The sequence below is a fragment of the Clostridium estertheticum genome (assembly GCF_018861295.1).
GTDB classification, from domain to species: Bacteria; Bacillota; Clostridia; order Clostridiales; family Clostridiaceae; genus Clostridium_AD; species Clostridium_AD estertheticum_D.
Genome location: NZ_JAHLDM010000010.1, coordinates 42879 through 61794, shown reverse-complemented (window position 1 = coordinate 61794; position 18916 = coordinate 42879). Strand labels below are relative to the sequence as shown.

Genomic DNA, 18916 nt, shown 5'->3' with positions numbered 1-18916 from the left:
AAATCAAGAGTTTAGAGAAATTATTATACACATTTCCATTTTTTCATTATACTTTCAGCAATTTTTAATCCATCAACTGCCGCAGAAATTATCCCACCTGCATATCCAGCTCCTTCTCCTGCTGGGTATAACCCCTCTAAAGATATACTTTGAAACTCTTCATTTCTATCAATTCTTACTGGTGCAGACGTTCTTGTTTCTATACCCGTAAGTATTGCATCATTTCTTGAAAACCCATTTATTTTATGTTCAAAATTAGGTAAAGCCTCTTTTATAGCATCTGTTACATAAGTAGGTAAACAGTTAGTAAGATTTGCTAATTTATAACCAGGTGTATAACTTGGCTTTATACTACCTATTTTATCACTAACATTGCCCTTAAGGAAATCACCAACTAATTGCACTGGTGCATTATAGTTCTCTCCGCCTATATTATATGCTAGTCCCTCATAATACCTTTGAAATTCAATGCCAGCTAGTGGATTATCAGAGGCGAAGTCCTTAGGTCCTACTGATACCACTATTGCTGAGTTTGCATTTTTTTTATCTCTATTGTACTCACTCATACCATTTATTACAAGTTTTCCTTGTTCTGACGCTGCGGACACTACAGCTCCTCCTGGACACATACAAAAACTATATACTGATCTGCCCAATTTGCCACTTTTATAAGTAAGCTTGTAATCTGCAGCTTTTAGTCTCGGGTGACTTGCATATTTTCCATATTGATTTTCATTAATCATATCTTGTGGATGCTCTATTCGAACCCCAACTGCAAATGGTTTACTAGACATAAACACGCCATTTTTATATAACATTTCATAAGTGTCCCTTGAACTATGCCCCGGTGCTAAAATTAAATTATCACAAGGTATTTCTTCTCCATTTACTATTATGCTCTGAAGTTTTGCATCTTTAATCTTAATATCCTCAAGTTTACTATTAAATCTTACTTCTCCACCTAACTTAATAATAGCTTCACGAATGTTCTTCACAACGTCTTTTAACACATCTGTACCTATATGAGGTTTCCCAATATACACTATTTCTTCCGGTGCACCCGCTTTTACAAATTCTTCTAATATATAATCACATCTAGTGTCCTTTATTCTTGTAGTTAGCTTTCCGTCTGAAAAAGTCCCTGCCCCACCTTCACCAAACTGCACATTAGATTCTGTATTTAATACCGCTCTTGTCCAAAATTTATTTATTGTCTTTGTCCTATTCTCTACCTTTTCTCCTCTTTCGATAATTAAAGGTTTATATCCCTTTTGTGCCATAAGAATACCAGCAAACATTCCTGCTGGTCCCATTCCTACTATTATTGGTCTATGCTTCATTTTTTTAGTTCCAAATTCAAACTCAGCCTCGTATTTGTCTTCTTCAAGCTTAACATCTTTATTGTTTGCTCTTGTGACTACATTTATTTCATTATCCATTGTGATGTTAACGGCATAATTAAACTTAATATTATTTTTTTTCCTAGCATCTATAGATTCTTTAGCTATTTTAATTTTTTTTATTTCACTATCAGAAACTCTCATTAATTTTGCAGCTTTTATCCTTAAATCGTCTATTGGTTCATCTATATCTAAAGTTATGTTATTTACTCTTATTGTCATTGCTCACTGGTACCTCCGTTTGCTTTTTCGTAATAGTTACTCCTATTTTATCCGGGTTGTGTGATATTAAAGTTACTCCCTTTGGTATAGACACAATTACATTCACGCTTTGTTTGCCTTCTATTAAACCTGTTAAATCTACTTTCGCGGAAAAATCATTTAAATCTAGATTATTAATAACTGATTCTACTCCGGAGACCGTTATTGATGTCTTATTATTATCTAACGTCGCTAAATAAGTTTCACCCAAATTATTGTACTTGATATCTAAACTTAAATCCTTTTGAACTGTCTTGTCTACCTTTTCTGTCGTAGCTGCTCCACTTGCTGCATTTGGACTACTTAAATTAACTTGAACCTTAACCATAGTATCCCCACCGACCAAATTTAATCCTTTTGGAATTATAACCTTTGTTTCAAGGGTTGTACTCTTAGTTATTTTACTTAAATCAACAGCTTCTGTGTTTAAGTATTTCAGATTATCAAGTTCAGCTAAGCTCCCTGTTATATCTACTGCCTCAGGTACAGATTTTATACTTCCTAACGTATACTTAGGATCTAAACTTCCTGTAGTTTTCACAGTAACTTCTACGGATTTTGTCTTTTTTACAAGAATTTTAACATTGATATAGGCTGGACTTACAACAACATCTTTTATTTCTTTTCCCGATTCATCTACCGCTTTAAGCTTGTATTTTTTCGATGTATTTGATTCCAAACCCTGTATATTTTCGTCAATTACTATTTTTTTAACTTCACTTATAACCTTTGAACCACCTGATACCGTGGCATAATCTGATGATAGCTCCGGCTTTGATGCATAAAAACCTTCTTTAGGTTTTCCGCTTACATTTACATTTATAGGCAATTTTTTCTTAGTAAGTTCATCTAACTGTATTGTTATAAAAAGACCATCACTATTTACCACATTTATATTATCTGGACTTTTTTTTATTTCAATAGGTATCTTATATTCCCCACTTTTAAGCGCATATGCGCCTAAATCTGCAACCACCGTAAAATCAGATGCTTTCATAGCCAGAAGTATGCTAGTATTAGCCCCTTTAATATTTAGGGATGTTGTTAAATCTTGTCCTGAAACTAAAACAAGATTCGACTTAGCTAATACGTCGCTATTTAGCATTGTTACAGGTATATTTTTAATTTTATAAGCAGTCAACGGGTTTTCCGTTCCCGTTATGAAAAGCCATAGCGCAAAGGCAGCTATTACGCAGCAAATTTTAATTATTAATTGTTCTTTACGTTCTTTATCCATGCCTTTACTCTCTCCTTTAATGTTACTTTTTTAGTTTGTCTTCTCTTTATTATTTGAACAAGTACATTTTTAAGCTTATCCTTGTCGTAGTTTCTCATTAATCTTCCATTCATTGCAAGAGAAATAGTACCTGTTTCTTCTGATACTATTATTGTTAAAGCATCTGAAGTTTCTGTTACTCCTATTGCTGCTCTATGCCTTGTTCCAAGCTTTTTACTTATTTTATCACTATTAGTTAAAGGTAGAAAACACCCCGCTGCTATTATTCTATCATTTCTAATTACCGTGGCACCATCATGAAGGGGCGTGTTAACTACAAATATATTTTCTAACAAGGCAGCAGATATTACGGCATCTAGAGTATTTCCTGTTTTAATTATTTCCCCAATACCTGTTCTTTGTTCTATTACTATTAGTGCGCCTGTTTTACTTTTTGATAGTATTTCAACAGCATTAACAATTTCAGTTATAACCTTCTCCATTACTTCTTCATCTTCAAATATGTGCTTATCAGCAAAAGCCGTTCTTCCAATATGCTCTAAGGCTCTTCTTATCTCTGGTTGAAAGATGATAATAATAGTTAAAACACCAATTGTTATTGTTTTGTTTAATATCCAGTTTAATACTGTTAAATTAAGAAACTGACTTATTGGAATAAGTACAAAAATAAAAATAATTCCTTTTAATAACTGTATAGCTCTTGTTTCCCTCATTAGCATGTAACTTTTGTAAAATATAAAAGCCACCACTAGTATATCTAGAATTGAATATACACTTATATTTTTGATCGTATTCATAATAAACTTATATACTTCCATAAAGCTCACACCCCTCAACTAAAACTCTTACTTCCAATTATACACTATGCTTTGCTTTATTAGTATATATTATAAGTTAATTTTATTGTAACAATTAAGCTTATGCTAAAAATCGTTCTATTAAATGTATGATACTTTTAAATTTAAAATGGTATAATTCTGCAATTTAACTAGAATAATATATGTATCATATTAATATAAGAATATAATGAAATTAATGAAGGAGTGAATTATTTTGGGTTTAAATAAAAATAATATAAATACTAGTTACAAAAGAAAAAACTTTAAACTAATACTTTTTTTATCAATTATTATGCTCTCTACAGGTATTTTCTTAATTTGTTACTATTCCTCTATAACTAATGTGTATAGTTCCTATAAAACTACTTTAATAACCACCATTAACGGTATAAATGATGTTAATAAAAATGTATCCCAATTTAATAGCAATAAAACAATAGATGTTGACTATGCAAAAAAACAATTACCTAAAATTATTAATGATTTATCTGTCTTTAAAGCTAATTTATCAAATTCACAGCCTACTACTAAATATAAAAAAGATAACGATAATTTAAAATCCGGCCTAGATAAAAATTTATTAATATATAGACAGACTTTAGCAATTTTAAATAATCCTTCTGGAAATGATGTAGAAACGTCTATGGAGAATCTTAAAACTTTTAGAAATGACTGCATAAATTTTTATTCATTAATAGATGTTCATAATACTTCAATATCACTGCCAAAAATCTCTTTAACTTTCATTGATAATATTCTTGATTACAGTGATACCGCTGTAATGATAAAAAAAGAAACTGTTCTTAAGTCACGTCAAAACCAAGAATTTATAAGTGATATTGATGGCCTATCCACTGATTTCTTAAATGTTAAAAGTAATCTTTACTCATATACAATAAAAGTGAGAAAAAAAGAGATGTCCTATTATAATCTTTCAAAACTAGTTGATGATGATTTCTCAAAACTAAACAATCTTCAAAGTACATTTAAAATTTTAACTGTTCCTACATCCGCAATTCCCACTTATGAATCCTTCAAAATTTTATTAGATAAATATGAAAGTTACTTAAGTGATTTCAAAATTGCTATGACAAATGAAAATTCTAAAACTTCAAATACATCGATAACTCCGAAAGTATTGGAATCTTTATATACTTCGTCCAATACACTATTTAAAGACGTAGAAACTTCATATGCTAATTATATTAAATCCTATACTGAGCTAAAGAATCAATAAGTCTATATTATTCATTCTACACTGCTTTATGTTATATAATAAAATATTAATGTATTATTTTCACACTCTAGGTAATACTATATTAGCCGAAGTAAAAAATACGCGGAGGAACCAAGCATCTGGGGTGAATCACTAATTGTGTAGGTTAAACCTTTCCCGAACCCGTCAGCTAACTCCGCAGGCAAAAGGAGAGAAAAAATATGAAAAAGCTTACTTTTTTATCATGTATGATGCTAACATTGTTTTTAGCATTTCCTAGTTTAAGCGTAAGTGGTGAACATTTGTATTCATTTGGATCAGCGAGTAAAGATTTATATAATGAACAAGTAGAGGCAGTAGAAGTATTTAATAAGTCAAATAACTCAATTTGTATTACCGATAATGATATTTATTTAATGTCTCAAGTTGTATATGCTGAGAGTTGTGGCGAACCTGATAGTGGCAAACTTGCCGTAGCATCAGTTATATTAAATCGTGCTAGTGATAGTCATTTCCCAAAATCTATTTCCGGTGTTATTAATCAAAAGAATGCTTTCTCTTGTGTTAAAAATGGAAAGGTATATCACAATGGCAAATCAAATGTTATCCCTGATTCAGCCTGTTACACTGCAGTACTAGATGCATTAAAGGGTAAAGATCCTACTTATAATGCTGTTTTCTATTATAATCCTGAAATAGCTACTTCAGGATGGATGAAAAGTATAAACAAAACGAATATAAAGACAATAGGAAATCACGTTTTCTTTGTAGTTAAATAAAAAAATATAGCTCATAAAATTAAAACCAGACAGTTAACTTTCGCTAACTACCTGGTTTTATTAATTATATTAGATAAATTAAAATTCATTTATGTTTCTATTTATTTTCATGTAACTTATCCACATAAGAAACTGCAGATAATGCTGCTACTAAACCTTCTCCTGCAGATTTCATATATTGATATGGTGTGCCAGTACAATCTCCTGCTGCATAACATCCTTCTATATTTGTTTTCATATCTCTATTGACCTTTATATGACCATTCTCTATCTCAATACCTGGTACTAATTGACTCGGAGATACGCTGTCTCTTAACATAAAAATACCATCTGTAGCTATTTCACCTTGATCTAAAATCATCTTAGTAACCACATCATCTCCAACTATTTTTAAAGGCTTGTTATTTATAATTTCTACATTTTCATTTAAATTATATTCACCTTTATACATTGGTATATAATATGTTTTTCCACTTAACTCACTTACATAATTAGCTTCTTCGACGCTTTCTTTATTATAACCAACTATAACAACTGTTTTCCCCTTATATAATGGAGCATCACAGGTAGCACAATATCCTACTCCTTTTCCTAAGAATTCTTCTTCTCCTATTAATGGCTTAGTATATTCTATACCTGTAGCTAATATTATAGCTTTAGCCTCATATACCTTTTCATTTACCATCAGAGCAAAATAATCCCCCATAGCATAAACATTGTTTATTTTTTCATTTACAATCTCTACACCCATATCCTCAATATGATCTGCAAATTTGTTTTTAAGTTCAATTCCTGTAACGTTATAAAGGCCTAAATAATTATTTACCTTTGCCGCTTTTGATAATTTAGGACTGAGATCTTTATTCCCAAAGATTACTATATTTTTATTTCTTATTTTAGCATTAATTGCTGCTTCTAGCCCTGCTGGGCCTGTTCCAATTATAGCTATATCATATCTCTCACTCATACTTTCTCCTCCTCTTGGTTTACCTAAATGCACAATAATTAACAGTTTATCCTTATCATTAGTAAATATTCTATACCTTTAAAAATGGAGATATTTATTTAAATTATAAAAATTTAAATTATCTATCTCCAAAATATTTTACTAACTATATATGTTATTTTATTGTTTTATTTGCTTTCTAAGTACTATTATGACTTAATTGTATTTAAAATTTTATAAATTTTTCTCTATTACTTTCTTAAGCTCAGCCTTTGGTCTAAATCCTACTAATGTTTCTTTAACAGAATCCTTATTAAATACCATAACTGTTGGAATACTTGAAATTTTGTATGTTGATGCCGTTATAGGACTTTCATCCACATTTATTTTAGCAAATTTAACATTTGTTCCCATCTCTTTTGCTAATTCTTCAATTACAGGACTTAACATTTTACAAGGTCCACACCAAGGTGCCCAAAAATCAACTACAACTATATTATCTGAATTTCCTATTTCTTCATTAAAATTTATATCATTAACTTCTTTTATCATATTATTACCTCCATTTATTATACCCCGCTAGGGTATGTTTATATTGTTATTATTGTATACCTTATACTGTTACTAGTCAATAATATTACAAATTGACCTCTTCTATATCAATATTTTTAAAATGTGTAATAGGGTTGTGAAATTTGTGTTACATATTTTAAAATTAGTATACCCAAAGTAAAACTTAAAGATGTCTATTACACCTTTGCTATGTTATTTATTTTTATATACCCAATATTTTCTTTACTATCGAGTTCTTATATAACGAATCCGGAAATTGTTCCACTAATTTTTCAGCATAAAATTTTGCTTTATTTGAATCTACCTCTTTGTTTATTAAAACTAAATTATATAAGACTTCCTCGGAGTAACTTCCACTTGGAAATTGCTTTAAAATAAGCTCATAGTATTTAACAGCATTCTGGAAGTCGGAACTAGCTTTATAACTTACTGCTAACATGTAAAGAATATGTTCTTGTAAATAATTACCTTTAGAATATGGTAACGCGTATAAGAAATACTTTTGAGCTTTAGTATACTCTTTATCCTTTATATAACCTACACCTTTATTATAAAAGTATAATACTCCCTCGCTTTTTATAATTTCTTCACCTTTTACCATAAGTAACTTATCATTCATCTCTAAATCAGCTTTATTCCATCTATTAACATACGAAACTATTTGCTCCATATTTTTATTCTTTATGCTTACCTTAAATTGTTCTCGTGGGAATTCTTGAATTTTTTGTACTTTGTTGCCTACCATTTTTGTACTCGATTTATCTAAATTAGTATTCTTCTTAATTGCTACTAATTTGTCATTTCCCTTTATTAATGATATTCCACTTTGTAGTTTTTGTGCACCCATTGTTGAAATATGTTTTATATTGTAAATGTTTTTTTCGCCTATAAATATCACAGTTATAATTAATAATAGGCTCGCAGTAACTACACCTATTTTTACATAATTTATTTTTCTCTTTAAGTTTCCATATTTTATTAATGTCTCCTTATTAATACTCGCCTCGGCATTCTTCTTATCTACTTTTATAACCTCATTTATATATTGTAATGCTTTATCATATTCGCCTTGCTTTATATAACAAAGACTTATGTTGTTATTCACATTTATAGAATTAAAATCACTATCTTGGCATTGTTTTAAAGTTTCTAAGGCCTCACATATGTTTAATTGCTTTATTAACTCCAATGCCTTTATATATAATTGTAATCTTTTCTTATCTCTCAAACTATCGGATAGATATTTCTTTGATACTTTATCATTATTTCTTTTATAATTGATATCCCACATTTTCTTAGCATTTTCTAAATCACCTTTTAAATAATATAAAATACCCTTTAAATTTAGAGCAGCAGCATTTGTACTCTTTAAAGAAATACTTTTTTCACAAAGGTCTAACGCCTTGTCTATATAGCCATCATTATACTTATTCATTGCTTTTACATATATTTTCCCTGATTTATCCATAATTTCACCTTTTGTTTCATATATTTATGATTACACCAATTATATCATAGGATTTGTTTTTTTTAATATAATCATCTATAATAAAAAAATGTAATTTAAATTCATACCCTTGTAGCAAAATTTTAAATCGCTCATATTATGATAGAGTATCAATAAAAAAAAGGAAGTTCTATGCATAAAAAAACTTATTAATCTTTTTATAATTTTACTACTTACAATTCGCTGCTGGTCATATAATAATTATGTATCATCTTCAACAAATTCACTATACATCGTGCCTATCTATCATCCATTCTATAACTTCATTTCTAACACTAATTAATTCATATCTACTGTTATTCTAAAAAATACAAACTAAAAGGACATATTGTTTTAATAATATATCTCTTTAGTTTGCAATTAAAAGAATTCTAAACATGCCGCAATATAATTATTTATTCCTATAAATTACTTTTATAAAATTCGCATATTGATTTACTTATTGATCCTGCAATTTTTCCTTGATACTCATCAGACTTCAATTTTTGTTCTTCCTCATAATTTGATAAAAATCCACATTCCACTATGACACTCGGCATAACATCATTCTCCCTTAGTATCTTATAAGAGCTTTTAGCAGCTTTAGGCACTCTTTTATTATTAGAATCTAAATCTAACTTGAAATTTTTCTGAATTGCATTTGCTAATATAGAGCTATCTTTATAATTTGAATACCATACTTGTGCTCCATAATATTTACTCTCGGTAAAGTAATTCAAATGAATGCTAACAAACATATCACAATTACTGGACTTTTTTAAATCACACCTCTTTTTTAAATCTTCACGATACTTCTCTCTTATAGTCCCCTTATTTGAATAAAGACCTGTATCATCCTCTCTTGTCATAACTACCTCATATCCTGCCTTTTGCAAGCTAGCTTTAAGTTTTGTTGCTATAGTTAAATTGATGTTTTTTTCTACAGTCCCATCCTTAGAGCTAGTTCCACCATCCATTCCCCCATGACCAGAATCAATAAGTATTTTTTTATTACCTAGTTGATTAGAATTCATAGTTTCCTTCGCAATCCCTATATTTACACCTATAAAACTTACCATTCCTATAGCAATTACCATGACAATAGCTATCATTTTATTATTTCTGTACTTCAATTCACCCATCCTTTTATTTATTGCTATGTGTAATTTTATTCAACAGTTCATTGATTTATTATTATTTAAGTACTCAAAAAAGAATAAATACACCACTCTAATTTTATTACATATTATATAACATAATATATTATTTAAAGAGGTGATTTAATGTACAATCTTAAACCTAAAACATTTGATTTTGAATCAGTCCAAGGAATTTCTAAAAAACAACTAGATGAACATTATAAATTGTATACAGGTTATGTAACCAAATTAAATGAAATTTGGAATACTCCATACACACCTGATAATTATACTGATAGTAACCCCACTTATTCTAAAATGCGTTCTTTAAAACGAGGCGAAACATACTCACTGAATGGCGTAAAACTCCACAACCTTTATTTTGAGAATATGACGGGAGGCAATAACACACCCTATGGTCCAATATTTAATGCTATAATAAATCAATATTTATCCTATGATAATTTTATTTCTTACCTTACAAATGTAGGCTTATCAATGAGGGGTTGGGCAGTACTTACACTTGATCTACTTGATAACAGCTTGCACATAGTAGGAAGTGATTCACATGATAATGGTGCAGTATGGCTTTCTTGTCCAATACTCATAATGGATGTTTACGAGCATTCATACTTTATGGATTTTGGAACAAATAGAAAAAAATACATTTCTGCATTTATTGATAATATAAATTGGAATGTTTTAAATGAAAGATTCGAGAAATATATTTCTCCCCTTAAGTCTATGGATATGATGTCAAAGAATATTAAAAAAAACAGATATTATCCTTATTCTTACTAAAATAATCTCCAAATATCTACTAATTATTTGTTAGTTACGTTTCAATTTATTTCTTTATGCATTCTTAAAAAGAAAAACCCTGCAAACATAAATGTTTGAAGGGTTTTCAACTTTGCTATTATTATCTCTTTGAGAATTGAGATGCTCTTCTTGCTTTTTTAAGACCGTATTTCTTTCTTTCTGTCATTCTAGGATCTCTTGTTAAGAATCCTGCTTTTTTAAGTTCTGGTCTTAAAGTTAGATCAGCTTTTAATAAAGATCTAGAAATACCATGTCTTATTGCTCCAGCTTGACCTGTATATCCACCACCATTAACATTAACTAAAACATCAAATTTATCTTTAGTTCCAGTTAATACTAACGGCTGGTTAACTATAAGAATTAAAGTTTCTAATCCAAAATAGTTTTCTATAGCTCTTTTATTTATAATAATTTTACCTTCTCCAGGTACAAGTCTTACTCTAGCAACTGATGTTTTTCTTCTTCCTGTTCCTATATATTGAACCTTTGCCATTATATATCCTCCCTTCGAATCTAATTAGTATTTAAGTACTAGTACTTCTGGGTTTTGTGCTTCATTCTTATGTTCTGGTCCTCTGTAAACGATCATTTTTTTAAGTGTTTGACGACCTAATGGTCCCGTTGGAAGCATTCTTCTAACTGCCTCTTCAAAAATGAACTCAGGCTTTTTAGCTAATGCTACTCTATATGGAACTTCTTTTAATCCACCTGGATAATGAGAGTGATGTCTTAACATTTTTTGGTCTAATTTCTTACCAGTTAAAACTATCTTATCTGCATTTATTACAATTACAAAGTCACCTGTATCTACATGTGGCGTAAATGTTGGTTTATGTTTTCCTCTTAGTATTGCAGCTATTTGACTTGCTGCCCTTCCTAAAACTTTTCCTTCTACATCTACAACGAACCATTTTCTTTCTACTTCTAGTGGTTTTGCTAAGTATGATTTCATTATTTTCCCTCCCTGAACTTTTAACAATTAAAACTCTATGCTAAAGATCCGGGGCTAGTGGATCTTATACACGATATTTTATACAAACATTAATAAGTATAATACATTCTACCGGGTGTGTCAATGCTTTTACACAAGCATGTTACAATTTTATTACTTTTATTTTAATAAAAAACTTCTTCTAAACATAATCCATTCGCCGGAACAGATTTTCCAGCTTTTGATCTCTGTTTCGACTCAATTATATCTTTAATCTCGCTTGGTTTTATTTTCCCTTCCCCAACTCTAATTAATGCTCCAACTATTATTCTAACCATATTGTATAAAAATCCATCAGCTGCAATATATATTTTTATAAGCTCTTCATTCTTTACAATATCTAGCCTAGAAATAGTTCTTACTGAAGTTTTCGCAGAACTACCTAAATTTTTGAAAGCAGAAAAATCATGAGTACCCATGAAATACTGGGCACCTGTTTGCATAGCCTCTACATCTAATATTTGCTTATGATGGTATATGTAATCACGCCCTACTGCAACAGCTTGTCGTCTATTAATTATAGTATAACTATACATCTTACCCATACTGTTATACCTTGAATGAAACTCATATGGAACTTCAAAAGAATGTAAAATCACAATGTCTCTTGGGAGCTTACTATTAATAGCTCCTGTAAATTTTTCTATAACTATTTTGCTATTAGTATAGAAGTTACCTGTATAACCCTTTGCATGAACTCCAGCATCTGTCCTGCTAGAACCTGTAATCTGAGTTTTTTCACCCGTAAGTTCCTCTATAGCACTCTCAATTTTTTCTTGAATAGTCATAACATTATTTTGTCTTTGCCATCCTGAGTAGTTTGTTCCATCGTATTCTATAATAATCTTGATGTTTCTCACTGCATCATGCCCCTTTCTACTTATAGCTAGGATTTAATAACCCTTTGCATTTTAGAAGAATATTATGTTCTACTAACAATAGTAATGACAAACAGCAGTATAAAAGAACAACTGGCAATATAATCTCTTTTAGTTACTTTTAGTTGTTTCATTCTAGTTCTTCCTTCTCCACCCTTATAGCATCTAGATTCCATAGCCATCGCTAATTCATCTGCCCGCCTAAAAGAACTTATAAATAAAGGTACTAAAATAGGAATTAAACTTTTAGCCCTACTTATTAAATTACCAGATTCGAAATCAGCACCTCGGGCCATTTGTGCTTTCATGATTTTATCTGTCTCATCCATTAACGTCGGAATAAACCTTAATGCTATAGTCATCATCATTGCTAGCTCATGGGCTGGCAATCCTATTTTTTTAAATGGATTAAGGAGGCTCTCTATACCATCAGTTAATTCTATAGGTGATGTTGTAAGTGTTAGTATTGATGTTCCCATAATTAAAAACACTAGTCTAATAATCATAAACGCGGCAATAATTAAACCTTCTTTATAAATTTTTATAAAATGCCATTGAATAAGTGGAAGACTTCCATTCCCACCAGTCATAAAAATATTTAATATTGCCGTAATAAGTAATAAAATTAAGATGGGCTTTAATCCGCTATAAATGTACTTTAAAGATAACTTTGCTATTAGTATTGTGACTAATATAAATATAAATACATAAAAGTAGCCTTCAAAATTATTTACCAGAAATAAGTCAATAATAAATAATATAGATATTAATATCTTAAATCTTGGGTCTAACTTATGTATAAAAGAATTCCCTGGTATATATTGTCCTATTGTAATATCTTTGATCATACAAATTCCTCCAAACCGCTATAAAAGCACATATTACTGTTTTAAATATGATGTCTTAATCAAGCAAAAGAGTCATACTAATCTTTTTTGAGTATCTTAAGCAACTCTTGTTTTGCTTTTTCTATGGTGAATATATCTTGTGATAAATCAAATCCTTTATTACGAAGTTCCCTGATTAAATATGTTACCTGCGGTACTGCAAGGCCAACACTTTCTAAGGTATCTATCTCTCTAAAAACTTTCTCAGGTGTTCCATCTAAGATACACTTTCCTTTATCCATTACTAAAACTCTATTTGCAACTTTAGCTACATCTTCCATACTATGTGATACTAAAATTATAGTCATATTGTTTGCTTTATAAAGCTCAACAATCTTATTTAAGATGTCATCTCTTCCTTTGGGATCAAGTCCTGCAGTTGGTTCATCTAAGATTAATACCCTTGGTTCCATAGCCACTACTCCCGCAATAGCTACTCTTCTCTTTTGTCCACCACTTATCTCAAAAGGTGATTTATCTTTATATTCTTCATAATCAAGTCCAACAATTTTCATAGCTCTTTGAACTCTTCTATTTATTTCATCATTATCTAAACCTAAATTTCGAGGTCCAAATGAAATGTCTTTTTCAATAGTTTCTTCAAAAAGTTGATATTCAGGATATTGAAATACTAGCCCAACTTTTTTTCTTATATTTGTTAATTTCATTTTTTTCTTTGTTATATCAATATCATCTACTAAAATCGTACCTGAAGTTGGTTTTAGCAAACCATTTATATGTTGAATTAGTGTCGATTTACCTGAGCCGGTATGCCCAATGAGTGCCACAAATTCTCCTTGCTTTATTTCTATAGATACATCATCTATAGCTTTTTTTTCAAAAGGAGTTTTTGGCATGTATATATATGTTAAATTTTCTATTTTAATTGACATAATGCATTCACCATCTCATTTATAGTTAGTATATCAGATCCTATATTAATCCCCTTCTGTCTAAGTTCGTACGCAAGTTCTGTTACCTGCGGAACATCTAAACCTATTTCTTTCATAATAGCTACATTCTTAAATATTTCTTTTGGTTTTCCATTCATTACAATTTTACCACTATCCATAACTACTATTCTATCCGCTTCTACTGCTTCTTCCATATTATGAGTTATTAGAATTATTGTTATCCCATAATTTTTGTTTATTTTTTTTATAGTGCTCATAACTTCTTTTCTTCCATATGGATCAAGCATAGCTGTTGGTTCATCGAAAACAATGCATTTGGGCATCATAGCAAGAATACCTGCAATAGCTACTCTTTGTTTTTGACCACCTGAAAGTAAATGTGGAGCATGTTTTCTATATTCATACATATGTACACTTTTTAACGCATCATCCACTCTTTTTCTAATTTCCTTAGGGTCTAATCCTAAGTTCTCTGGACCAAATGCAACATCTTCTTCTACTATAGTTGCAACAATTTGATTATCTGGATTTTGAAATACCATACCAGCTACATTTCTAATGTTCCATAAATTAGCTTCTACAGATGTTTGTAATCCATCCACATAAATTTCCCCGTCTGTTGGTATTAGTAGTGCATTTATATGTTTAGCAAAAGTTGATTTTCCTGAGCCATTATGGCCTAGTACCACTAAGAATTCGCCCCTATTAACCTCTAGATTTAGTCCATCTATGGCAACCTTAGGTTCTTCACCTTCACTTTGCGGGTACTTATAAACAAGTTTATTACATATAACCATTTTTTCACCCATAAGTGTCACTCCCAACGTTTATAAATATGATAAAATTAAAAATCTACTAAATTAGTTAATCACAACTTCAGTAGAAATTTTTTCAAAATCAATTAAATATTAATAATAAAATGGGGATTAAGTTTGTTCCCACTTAATCCCCTTTGCTTAAACTATACTAATTCAATTATACTCATTTCTGCTGCGTCGCCTCTTCTTGGACCCATTTTCATAATTCTAGTATATCCGCCGTTTCTCTCAGCGTATTTGGGTGCAATATTATCAAATAAATCTTTAACTACGCTTTCTTCAGTAATGAATGCAAGTGCTTGTCTTCTAGCATGAAGATCTCCTCTTTTTCCAAGAGTTATCATTCTTTCAGCAAATTTTCTAGTTTCTTTTGCTCTAGTTACTGTAGTTTCAATTTTACCATACTTCAACAAATTAGTTGCAAGACTTCTAAACATTGCAATTCTTTGATCAGTGGAACGGCCTAATTTACGATACATTGCCATGTATTTCCCTCCTTACTCTTCAGTTAGTTTCAAGTTCAAACTCAAAGCTTGAAGTTTCTGTTCAACTTCTTCAAGTGATTTCTTACCCAAATTTCTAACCTTCATCATATCATCCATTGATCTTTCTGTTAATTCTTGAACTGTATTAATTCCAGCTCTTTTCAAGCAATTATAGCTTCTAACTGAAAGGTCTAATTCTTCAATAGTCATTTCAAGAACTTTTTCCTTCTTATCTTCTTCTTTTTCAACCATTATTTCAACATTATCAGCATGATCTGTTAATGTCATAAATAATTTAAAGTGTTCGATAAGAATTTTAGCTGATAAACCAATAGCCTCATCTGGTCTAATTGTACCATTAGTCCAAATTTCAATTGTCAATTTATCATAATCAGTGATTTGGCCTACTCTTGTGTTTTCAACAGCAAAATTTACTCTTTTAACTGGAGTATAAATTGAATCTACTGGTATAGTAGCTATTGGCAATTCATCTGTCTTATTTTTAGCCATAGACACATATCCTCTACCTTTATTAACAGTTAGTTCCATATATAATTTAGCATCGTCATCCAATGTTGCTATATGCAAATCACTATTAACTACCACTACATCTCCATCAGTGCTAATGTCTGCTCCAGTAACTACTCCGGGTCCTTTAGCATCAATATAAACTGTTCTAGGACCTTCACCCTCCATTGTAAGTGCTAAGCTTTTGATGTTTAGAATTAATTCTGTAACATCTTCTTTAACACCTTTAACTGTGGAAAATTCGTGAAGTACTGTATCAATCTTAACTGCTGTTGTAGCAACTCCAGGTAAAGAAGAAAGAAGAATTCTTCTTAATGCATTACCTAAAGTTATACCATAACCTCTTTCCAATGGTTCAATTATAAATTTACCATAAGAACCATCTTCAGCTGTTTCTACACATTCTATTTTTGGCTTTTCTATTTCCAACATATAAACCCTCCCTTTTTTAATTGGCAACCTATTATGAGGGCAACTGATTCTATATTGATGACTATTTACTGTATAATTCGACGATTAACGTTTCATTAACAGGAACATCTATATCTTCCCTAGTTGGTTGTGCTAAAACTTTTCCTTCAAATTTTTCTAAGTTAGCTTCTAACCAATTTGGTAAAGTTTTAGGGTTTTCAATGAAAACCTTAAACTTCTCAGTAGCTCTGCTTTTTTCACATGCAGACACTACTTCATTTGCTGTTAAACTGTAAGAAGGAATATCTACCTTTTTACCATTAACTAAGAAATGTCCGTGAGTAACTAGTTGCCTAGCTTCTTGTCTTGAATTACCATAACCCAATCTATAAACTACGTTATCAAGTCTCACTTCTAGGAGTCTTAATAGGTTCTCACCTGTTATTCCTCTTAACTTGTCAGCTTTTTCATAGTATCTTCTAAATTGACTTTCAAGTACTCCGTATATTCTCTTAGCTTTTTGTTTTTCTCTTAACTGTAATCCGTAATTGGACATTTTTTTCTTGCTTTGTCCATGTTGTCCTGGTGCATAGCCTCTTCTGGCAAATGCACATTTATCTGTAAAGCATCTATCACCCTTAAGGTTGAGCTTCATACCTTCTCTTCTGCAAAGTCTACAAGTAGCTCCAGTATATCTTGCCATTCAAATTACACCTCCTGTTTTTATAAACTATAAATCAAACTCTTCTTCTCTTTGGTGGTCTACATCCATTATGAGGAATTGGAGTAACGTCTTTGATTAATGTAATTTCTAATCCAGCCGCTTGAAGTGACCTAATTGCCGCTTCTCTACCTGCTCCTGGTCCTTTAACAAATACGTCAACACTCTTTAGTCCGTGCTCCATAGCTGCTTTTGTAGCAGCTTCTGCTGCCATTTGAGCTGCAAATGGAGTACTCTTTCTAGATCCTCTAAATCCTAATCCACCTGCACTAGACCAAGATAAAGCATTACCAGCTGCATCTGTAAGTGTAACGATGGAATTATTGAAAGTAGACTTTATGTGTGCACAACCGTGCTCAACATTTTTTCTTTCTTTTTTTCTTCTACTTCTTTTAACTTTCTGAGCCATGTTATTCCCTCCTTACTATTTCTTCTTACCCGCCATTGTTTTCTTAGGGCCTTTTCTTGTTCTTGCATTAGTTTTAGTTTTTTGTCCTCTTACTGGAAGACCTTTTCTATGTCTTATGCCTCTATAACATCCAACTTCCATTAACCTTTTTATATCTAATGCAACTCTTCTTCTTAAGTCACCCTCAATTATAAAATTCTTTTGAATGTATGTTCTTAACTCATTAACTTCTTCTTCTGTTAAGTCCTTAACTCTTGTATCAGGATTTATCCCAACAGTTTTAATAATACCTTGTGATTTTGTTAAGCCTATACCAAATATATATGTTAAACCTATTTCAACTCTTTTTTCCCTTGGTAGGTCAATACCTGCTATTCTTGCCATTTACTGTTTACACCTCCCACGTAATTGTTGTTATAATTTTATCACATCTATATCTTCTAAAACGATGTAATAGCGATTTATTATTATTAATATTAACTTTATATTTACTACTTATGTTAATACTTCTTATAAATAAAACCGATCAACCTTGTTTTTGTTTATGCTTAGGATTTTCACAGATAACCATTACTCTTCCTTTTCTCTTAATAACCTTACATTTCTCACACATAGGTTTAACTGATGGTCTTACTTTCATAGCTAACCCTCCTTATTACTTGTCTCTCCAAGTTATTCTCCCACGTGTCAAATCATATGGGGAAAGTTCTACTGTAACCTTGTCTCCTGGTAATATTCTTATGAAATTCATTCTTAACTTACCCGAGATATGAGCTAATATTTTATGCCCACTCTCCAATTCAACTTGAAATATCGCATTGGGCAAAGTTTCTACTACCACACCTTGCATTTCTATTATATCATCTTTTGACATAAGGTAATCAAACCTCCTTACCAATATCTGCAGACTGCAAAAATATTTTAATTTTAGAATTAGTAACCTCTTTTTCAGATAAAATTATATCCCTAATTTCTTCAGCTACAGTGCCTGTAAAATTTAGATGTTTAACCTTCTTCTTTTTAGGTTTCTCGATCCTTCTTAACTCTCCGTCAGAAATATACACATACTCATTACTTAGTATACCTACAACAATAAATGTTTTGTGAATATCCCTGCCTGCTTTAGAATGTACCACCTTACCTATAAGGCTATTTTTGTCCAAATCATTCACCTCA

The 18916-nt window shown here is 30.7% G+C and carries 24 protein-coding genes and 1 riboswitch; of the genes, 3 read left to right on the top strand and 21 right to left on the bottom strand.

Going from position 1 to position 18916, the window contains the following annotated elements; translation table 11 throughout:
- Window positions 1–23 precede the first annotated feature (23 nt).
- Genes KPL54_RS11710 through cdaA form a run of 3 tightly spaced genes read right to left on the bottom strand, consistent with a single transcriptional unit; the run spans window position 24 to window position 3716 of the window.
- Window positions 24–1622: an NAD(P)/FAD-dependent oxidoreductase gene (locus KPL54_RS11710; protein WP_216106724.1), complete on the bottom strand. Its 1599-nt coding sequence runs from the start codon at window positions 1620–1622 to the stop codon at window positions 24–26.
- Window positions 1603–2898 (bottom strand): CdaR family protein, encoded by a 1296-nt coding sequence (locus tag KPL54_RS11705; RefSeq protein ID WP_216106723.1) that lies wholly within the window; start codon window positions 2896–2898, stop codon window positions 1603–1605. The genes KPL54_RS11710 and KPL54_RS11705 overlap by 20 nt, the downstream gene beginning before the upstream one ends.
- Window positions 2871–3716, bottom strand: a complete 846-nt coding sequence (gene cdaA, locus KPL54_RS11700) for a diadenylate cyclase CdaA (protein WP_216106722.1) — start codon at window positions 3714–3716, stop codon at window positions 2871–2873. The genes KPL54_RS11705 and cdaA overlap by 28 nt, the downstream gene beginning before the upstream one ends.
- 235 nt (window positions 3717–3951) lie before the next feature.
- On the opposite strand from cdaA, the gene KPL54_RS11695 reads away from it, so the two are divergent.
- The gene (locus tag KPL54_RS11695; RefSeq protein ID WP_216106721.1) at window positions 3952–4974 is read left to right on the top strand and encodes a hypothetical protein; all 1023 of its coding nucleotides are present in this window, start codon (window positions 3952–3954) and stop codon (window positions 4972–4974) included.
- Between the two features lie 74 nt (window positions 4975–5048).
- A riboswitch (cyclic di-AMP (ydaO/yuaA leader) is annotated at window positions 5049–5172 on the top strand.
- A gap of 2 nt (window positions 5173–5174) precedes the next feature.
- A complete protein-coding gene (locus KPL54_RS11690; protein WP_216106720.1) occupies window positions 5175–5732 on the top strand; it encodes a cell wall hydrolase in 558 nt (185 codons plus the stop codon).
- Between the two features lie 97 nt (window positions 5733–5829).
- On the opposite strand, the gene KPL54_RS11685 is transcribed toward KPL54_RS11690, so the two are convergent.
- The 4 genes from KPL54_RS11685 to cwlD all read right to left on the bottom strand — a co-directional run bounded on the left by KPL54_RS11685 (window position 5830) and on the right by cwlD (window position 9870).
- Entirely contained in the window at window positions 5830–6699 is an 870-nt protein-coding gene (locus KPL54_RS11685) for an NAD(P)/FAD-dependent oxidoreductase (protein WP_216106719.1), read from the bottom strand.
- A gap of 213 nt (window positions 6700–6912) precedes the next feature.
- Window positions 6913–7230 carry a thioredoxin gene (gene trxA, locus KPL54_RS11680; RefSeq protein WP_071614595.1) on the bottom strand — a complete coding sequence of 106 codons (318 nt, stop codon included), beginning with the start codon at window positions 7228–7230 and terminating at the stop codon, window positions 6913–6915.
- A gap of 223 nt (window positions 7231–7453) precedes the next feature.
- The gene (locus tag KPL54_RS11675) at window positions 7454–8719 is read right to left on the bottom strand and encodes a tetratricopeptide repeat protein (protein WP_216106718.1); all 1266 of its coding nucleotides are present in this window, start codon (window positions 8717–8719) and stop codon (window positions 7454–7456) included.
- Window positions 8720–9159: 440 nt separating this feature from the next.
- Window positions 9160–9870: an N-acetylmuramoyl-L-alanine amidase CwlD gene (gene cwlD, locus KPL54_RS11670; RefSeq protein ID WP_375372989.1), complete on the bottom strand. Its 711-nt coding sequence runs from the start codon at window positions 9868–9870 to the stop codon at window positions 9160–9162.
- A 150-nt stretch (window positions 9871–10020) separates the two neighbouring features.
- Between cwlD and KPL54_RS11665 the strand changes: the two genes are divergently transcribed.
- Window positions 10021–10677, top strand: a complete 657-nt coding sequence (locus tag KPL54_RS11665) for a superoxide dismutase (protein WP_216106717.1) — start codon at window positions 10021–10023, stop codon at window positions 10675–10677.
- Between the two features lie 121 nt (window positions 10678–10798).
- On the opposite strand, the gene rpsI is transcribed toward KPL54_RS11665, so the two are convergent.
- The 14 genes from rpsI to KPL54_RS11595 all read right to left on the bottom strand — a co-directional run bounded on the left by rpsI (window position 10799) and on the right by KPL54_RS11595 (window position 18912).
- Entirely contained in the window at window positions 10799–11191 is a 393-nt protein-coding gene (rpsI, locus tag KPL54_RS11660; protein ID WP_071614599.1) for a 30S ribosomal protein S9, read from the bottom strand.
- Between the two features lie 24 nt (window positions 11192–11215).
- Window positions 11216–11650: a 50S ribosomal protein L13 gene (gene rplM / locus KPL54_RS11655; RefSeq protein WP_071614600.1), complete on the bottom strand. Its 435-nt coding sequence runs from the start codon at window positions 11648–11650 to the stop codon at window positions 11216–11218.
- 164 nt (window positions 11651–11814) lie between these two features.
- Window positions 11815–12549 (bottom strand): tRNA pseudouridine(38-40) synthase TruA, encoded by a 735-nt coding sequence (gene truA / locus KPL54_RS11650; protein ID WP_216106716.1) that lies wholly within the window; start codon window positions 12547–12549, stop codon window positions 11815–11817.
- Window positions 12550–12611: 62 nt separating this feature from the next.
- Window positions 12612–13415, bottom strand: a complete 804-nt coding sequence (locus KPL54_RS11645) for an energy-coupling factor transporter transmembrane component T family protein (RefSeq protein ID WP_216106715.1) — start codon at window positions 13413–13415, stop codon at window positions 12612–12614.
- A gap of 77 nt (window positions 13416–13492) precedes the next feature.
- Window positions 13493–14347, bottom strand: coding sequence for an energy-coupling factor transporter ATPase (locus KPL54_RS11640; RefSeq protein ID WP_216106714.1), 855 nt, complete (start codon window positions 14345–14347; stop codon window positions 13493–13495).
- A complete protein-coding gene (locus tag KPL54_RS11635) occupies window positions 14332–15177 on the bottom strand; it encodes an energy-coupling factor transporter ATPase (RefSeq protein ID WP_216106713.1) in 846 nt (281 codons plus the stop codon). Before KPL54_RS11635 ends, KPL54_RS11640 begins: the two co-directional genes overlap by 16 nt.
- Window positions 15178–15329: 152 nt before the next feature.
- Window positions 15330–15671, bottom strand: coding sequence for a 50S ribosomal protein L17 (gene rplQ / locus KPL54_RS11630; protein WP_071614605.1), 342 nt, complete (start codon window positions 15669–15671; stop codon window positions 15330–15332).
- Window positions 15672–15683: 12 nt separating this feature from the next.
- Complete coding sequence (locus KPL54_RS11625) at window positions 15684–16631, bottom strand: DNA-directed RNA polymerase subunit alpha (RefSeq protein WP_071614606.1); 948 nt, start codon at window positions 16629–16631, stop codon at window positions 15684–15686.
- Window positions 16632–16692: 61 nt separating this feature from the next.
- Window positions 16693–17313 carry a 30S ribosomal protein S4 gene (gene rpsD / locus KPL54_RS11620; protein WP_071614607.1) on the bottom strand — a complete coding sequence of 207 codons (621 nt, stop codon included), beginning with the start codon at window positions 17311–17313 and terminating at the stop codon, window positions 16693–16695.
- A 34-nt stretch (window positions 17314–17347) separates the two neighbouring features.
- Window positions 17348–17740, bottom strand: coding sequence for a 30S ribosomal protein S11 (rpsK, locus tag KPL54_RS11615; RefSeq protein WP_076605254.1), 393 nt, complete (start codon window positions 17738–17740; stop codon window positions 17348–17350).
- A gap of 15 nt (window positions 17741–17755) precedes the next feature.
- Window positions 17756–18124, bottom strand: a complete 369-nt coding sequence (rpsM, locus tag KPL54_RS11610; protein WP_076605255.1) for a 30S ribosomal protein S13 — start codon at window positions 18122–18124, stop codon at window positions 17756–17758.
- A gap of 142 nt (window positions 18125–18266) precedes the next feature.
- On the bottom strand, window positions 18267–18380 hold the full coding sequence (gene rpmJ, locus KPL54_RS11605) for a 50S ribosomal protein L36 (protein WP_021122033.1): 114 nt from the start codon (window positions 18378–18380) through the stop codon (window positions 18267–18269).
- Window positions 18381–18395: 15 nt separating this feature from the next.
- On the bottom strand, window positions 18396–18614 hold the full coding sequence (gene infA, locus KPL54_RS11600; RefSeq protein ID WP_071614608.1) for a translation initiation factor IF-1: 219 nt from the start codon (window positions 18612–18614) through the stop codon (window positions 18396–18398).
- A 7-nt stretch (window positions 18615–18621) separates the two neighbouring features.
- On the bottom strand, window positions 18622–18912 hold the full coding sequence (locus KPL54_RS11595) for a KOW domain-containing RNA-binding protein (protein ID WP_309245384.1): 291 nt from the start codon (window positions 18910–18912) through the stop codon (window positions 18622–18624).
- Window positions 18913–18916: the final 4 nt, after the last annotated feature.

Excerpts from the sequence above, each read along its gene's own strand:
- KPL54_RS11710 (WP_216106724.1), bottom strand. The coding sequence starts at position 1,622 with ATGACAATAAGAGTAAATAACATAACTTTAGATATAGATGAACCAATA.
- KPL54_RS11705 (WP_216106723.1), bottom strand. The coding sequence starts at position 2,898 with ATGGATAAAGAACGTAAAGAACAATTAATAATTAAAATTTGCTGCGTA.
- cdaA (WP_216106722.1), bottom strand. The coding sequence starts at position 3,716 with ATGGAAGTATATAAGTTTATTATGAATACGATCAAAAATATAAGTGTA.
- KPL54_RS11690 (WP_216106720.1), top strand. The coding sequence starts at position 5,175 with ATGAAAAAGCTTACTTTTTTATCATGTATGATGCTAACATTGTTTTTA.
- KPL54_RS11685 (WP_216106719.1), bottom strand. The coding sequence starts at position 6,699 with ATGAGTGAGAGATATGATATAGCTATAATTGGAACAGGCCCAGCAGGG.
- trxA (WP_071614595.1), bottom strand. The coding sequence starts at position 7,230 with ATGATAAAAGAAGTTAATGATATAAATTTTAATGAAGAAATAGGAAAT.
- KPL54_RS11675 (WP_216106718.1), bottom strand. The coding sequence starts at position 8,719 with ATGGATAAATCAGGGAAAATATATGTAAAAGCAATGAATAAGTATAAT.
- KPL54_RS11665 (WP_216106717.1), top strand. The coding sequence starts at position 10,021 with ATGTACAATCTTAAACCTAAAACATTTGATTTTGAATCAGTCCAAGGA.
- rpsI (WP_071614599.1), bottom strand. The coding sequence starts at position 11,191 with ATGGCAAAGGTTCAATATATAGGAACAGGAAGAAGAAAAACATCAGTT.
- rplM (WP_071614600.1), bottom strand. The coding sequence starts at position 11,650 with ATGAAATCATACTTAGCAAAACCACTAGAAGTAGAAAGAAAATGGTTC.
- KPL54_RS11645 (WP_216106715.1), bottom strand. The coding sequence starts at position 13,415 with ATGATCAAAGATATTACAATAGGACAATATATACCAGGGAATTCTTTT.
- KPL54_RS11640 (WP_216106714.1), bottom strand. The coding sequence starts at position 14,347 with ATGTCAATTAAAATAGAAAATTTAACATATATATACATGCCAAAAACT.
- KPL54_RS11635 (WP_216106713.1), bottom strand. The coding sequence starts at position 15,177 with ATGGGTGAAAAAATGGTTATATGTAATAAACTTGTTTATAAGTACCCG.
- rplQ (WP_071614605.1), bottom strand. The coding sequence starts at position 15,671 with ATGGCAATGTATCGTAAATTAGGCCGTTCCACTGATCAAAGAATTGCA.
- KPL54_RS11625 (WP_071614606.1), bottom strand. The coding sequence starts at position 16,631 with ATGTTGGAAATAGAAAAGCCAAAAATAGAATGTGTAGAAACAGCTGAA.
- rpsD (WP_071614607.1), bottom strand. The coding sequence starts at position 17,313 with ATGGCAAGATATACTGGAGCTACTTGTAGACTTTGCAGAAGAGAAGGT.
- rpsK (WP_076605254.1), bottom strand. The coding sequence starts at position 17,740 with ATGGCTCAGAAAGTTAAAAGAAGTAGAAGAAAAAAAGAAAGAAAAAAT.
- rpsM (WP_076605255.1), bottom strand. The coding sequence starts at position 18,124 with ATGGCAAGAATAGCAGGTATTGACCTACCAAGGGAAAAAAGAGTTGAA.
- rpmJ (WP_021122033.1), bottom strand. The coding sequence starts at position 18,380 with ATGAAAGTAAGACCATCAGTTAAACCTATGTGTGAGAAATGTAAGGTT.
- infA (WP_071614608.1), bottom strand. The coding sequence starts at position 18,614 with ATGTCAAAAGATGATATAATAGAAATGCAAGGTGTGGTAGTAGAAACT.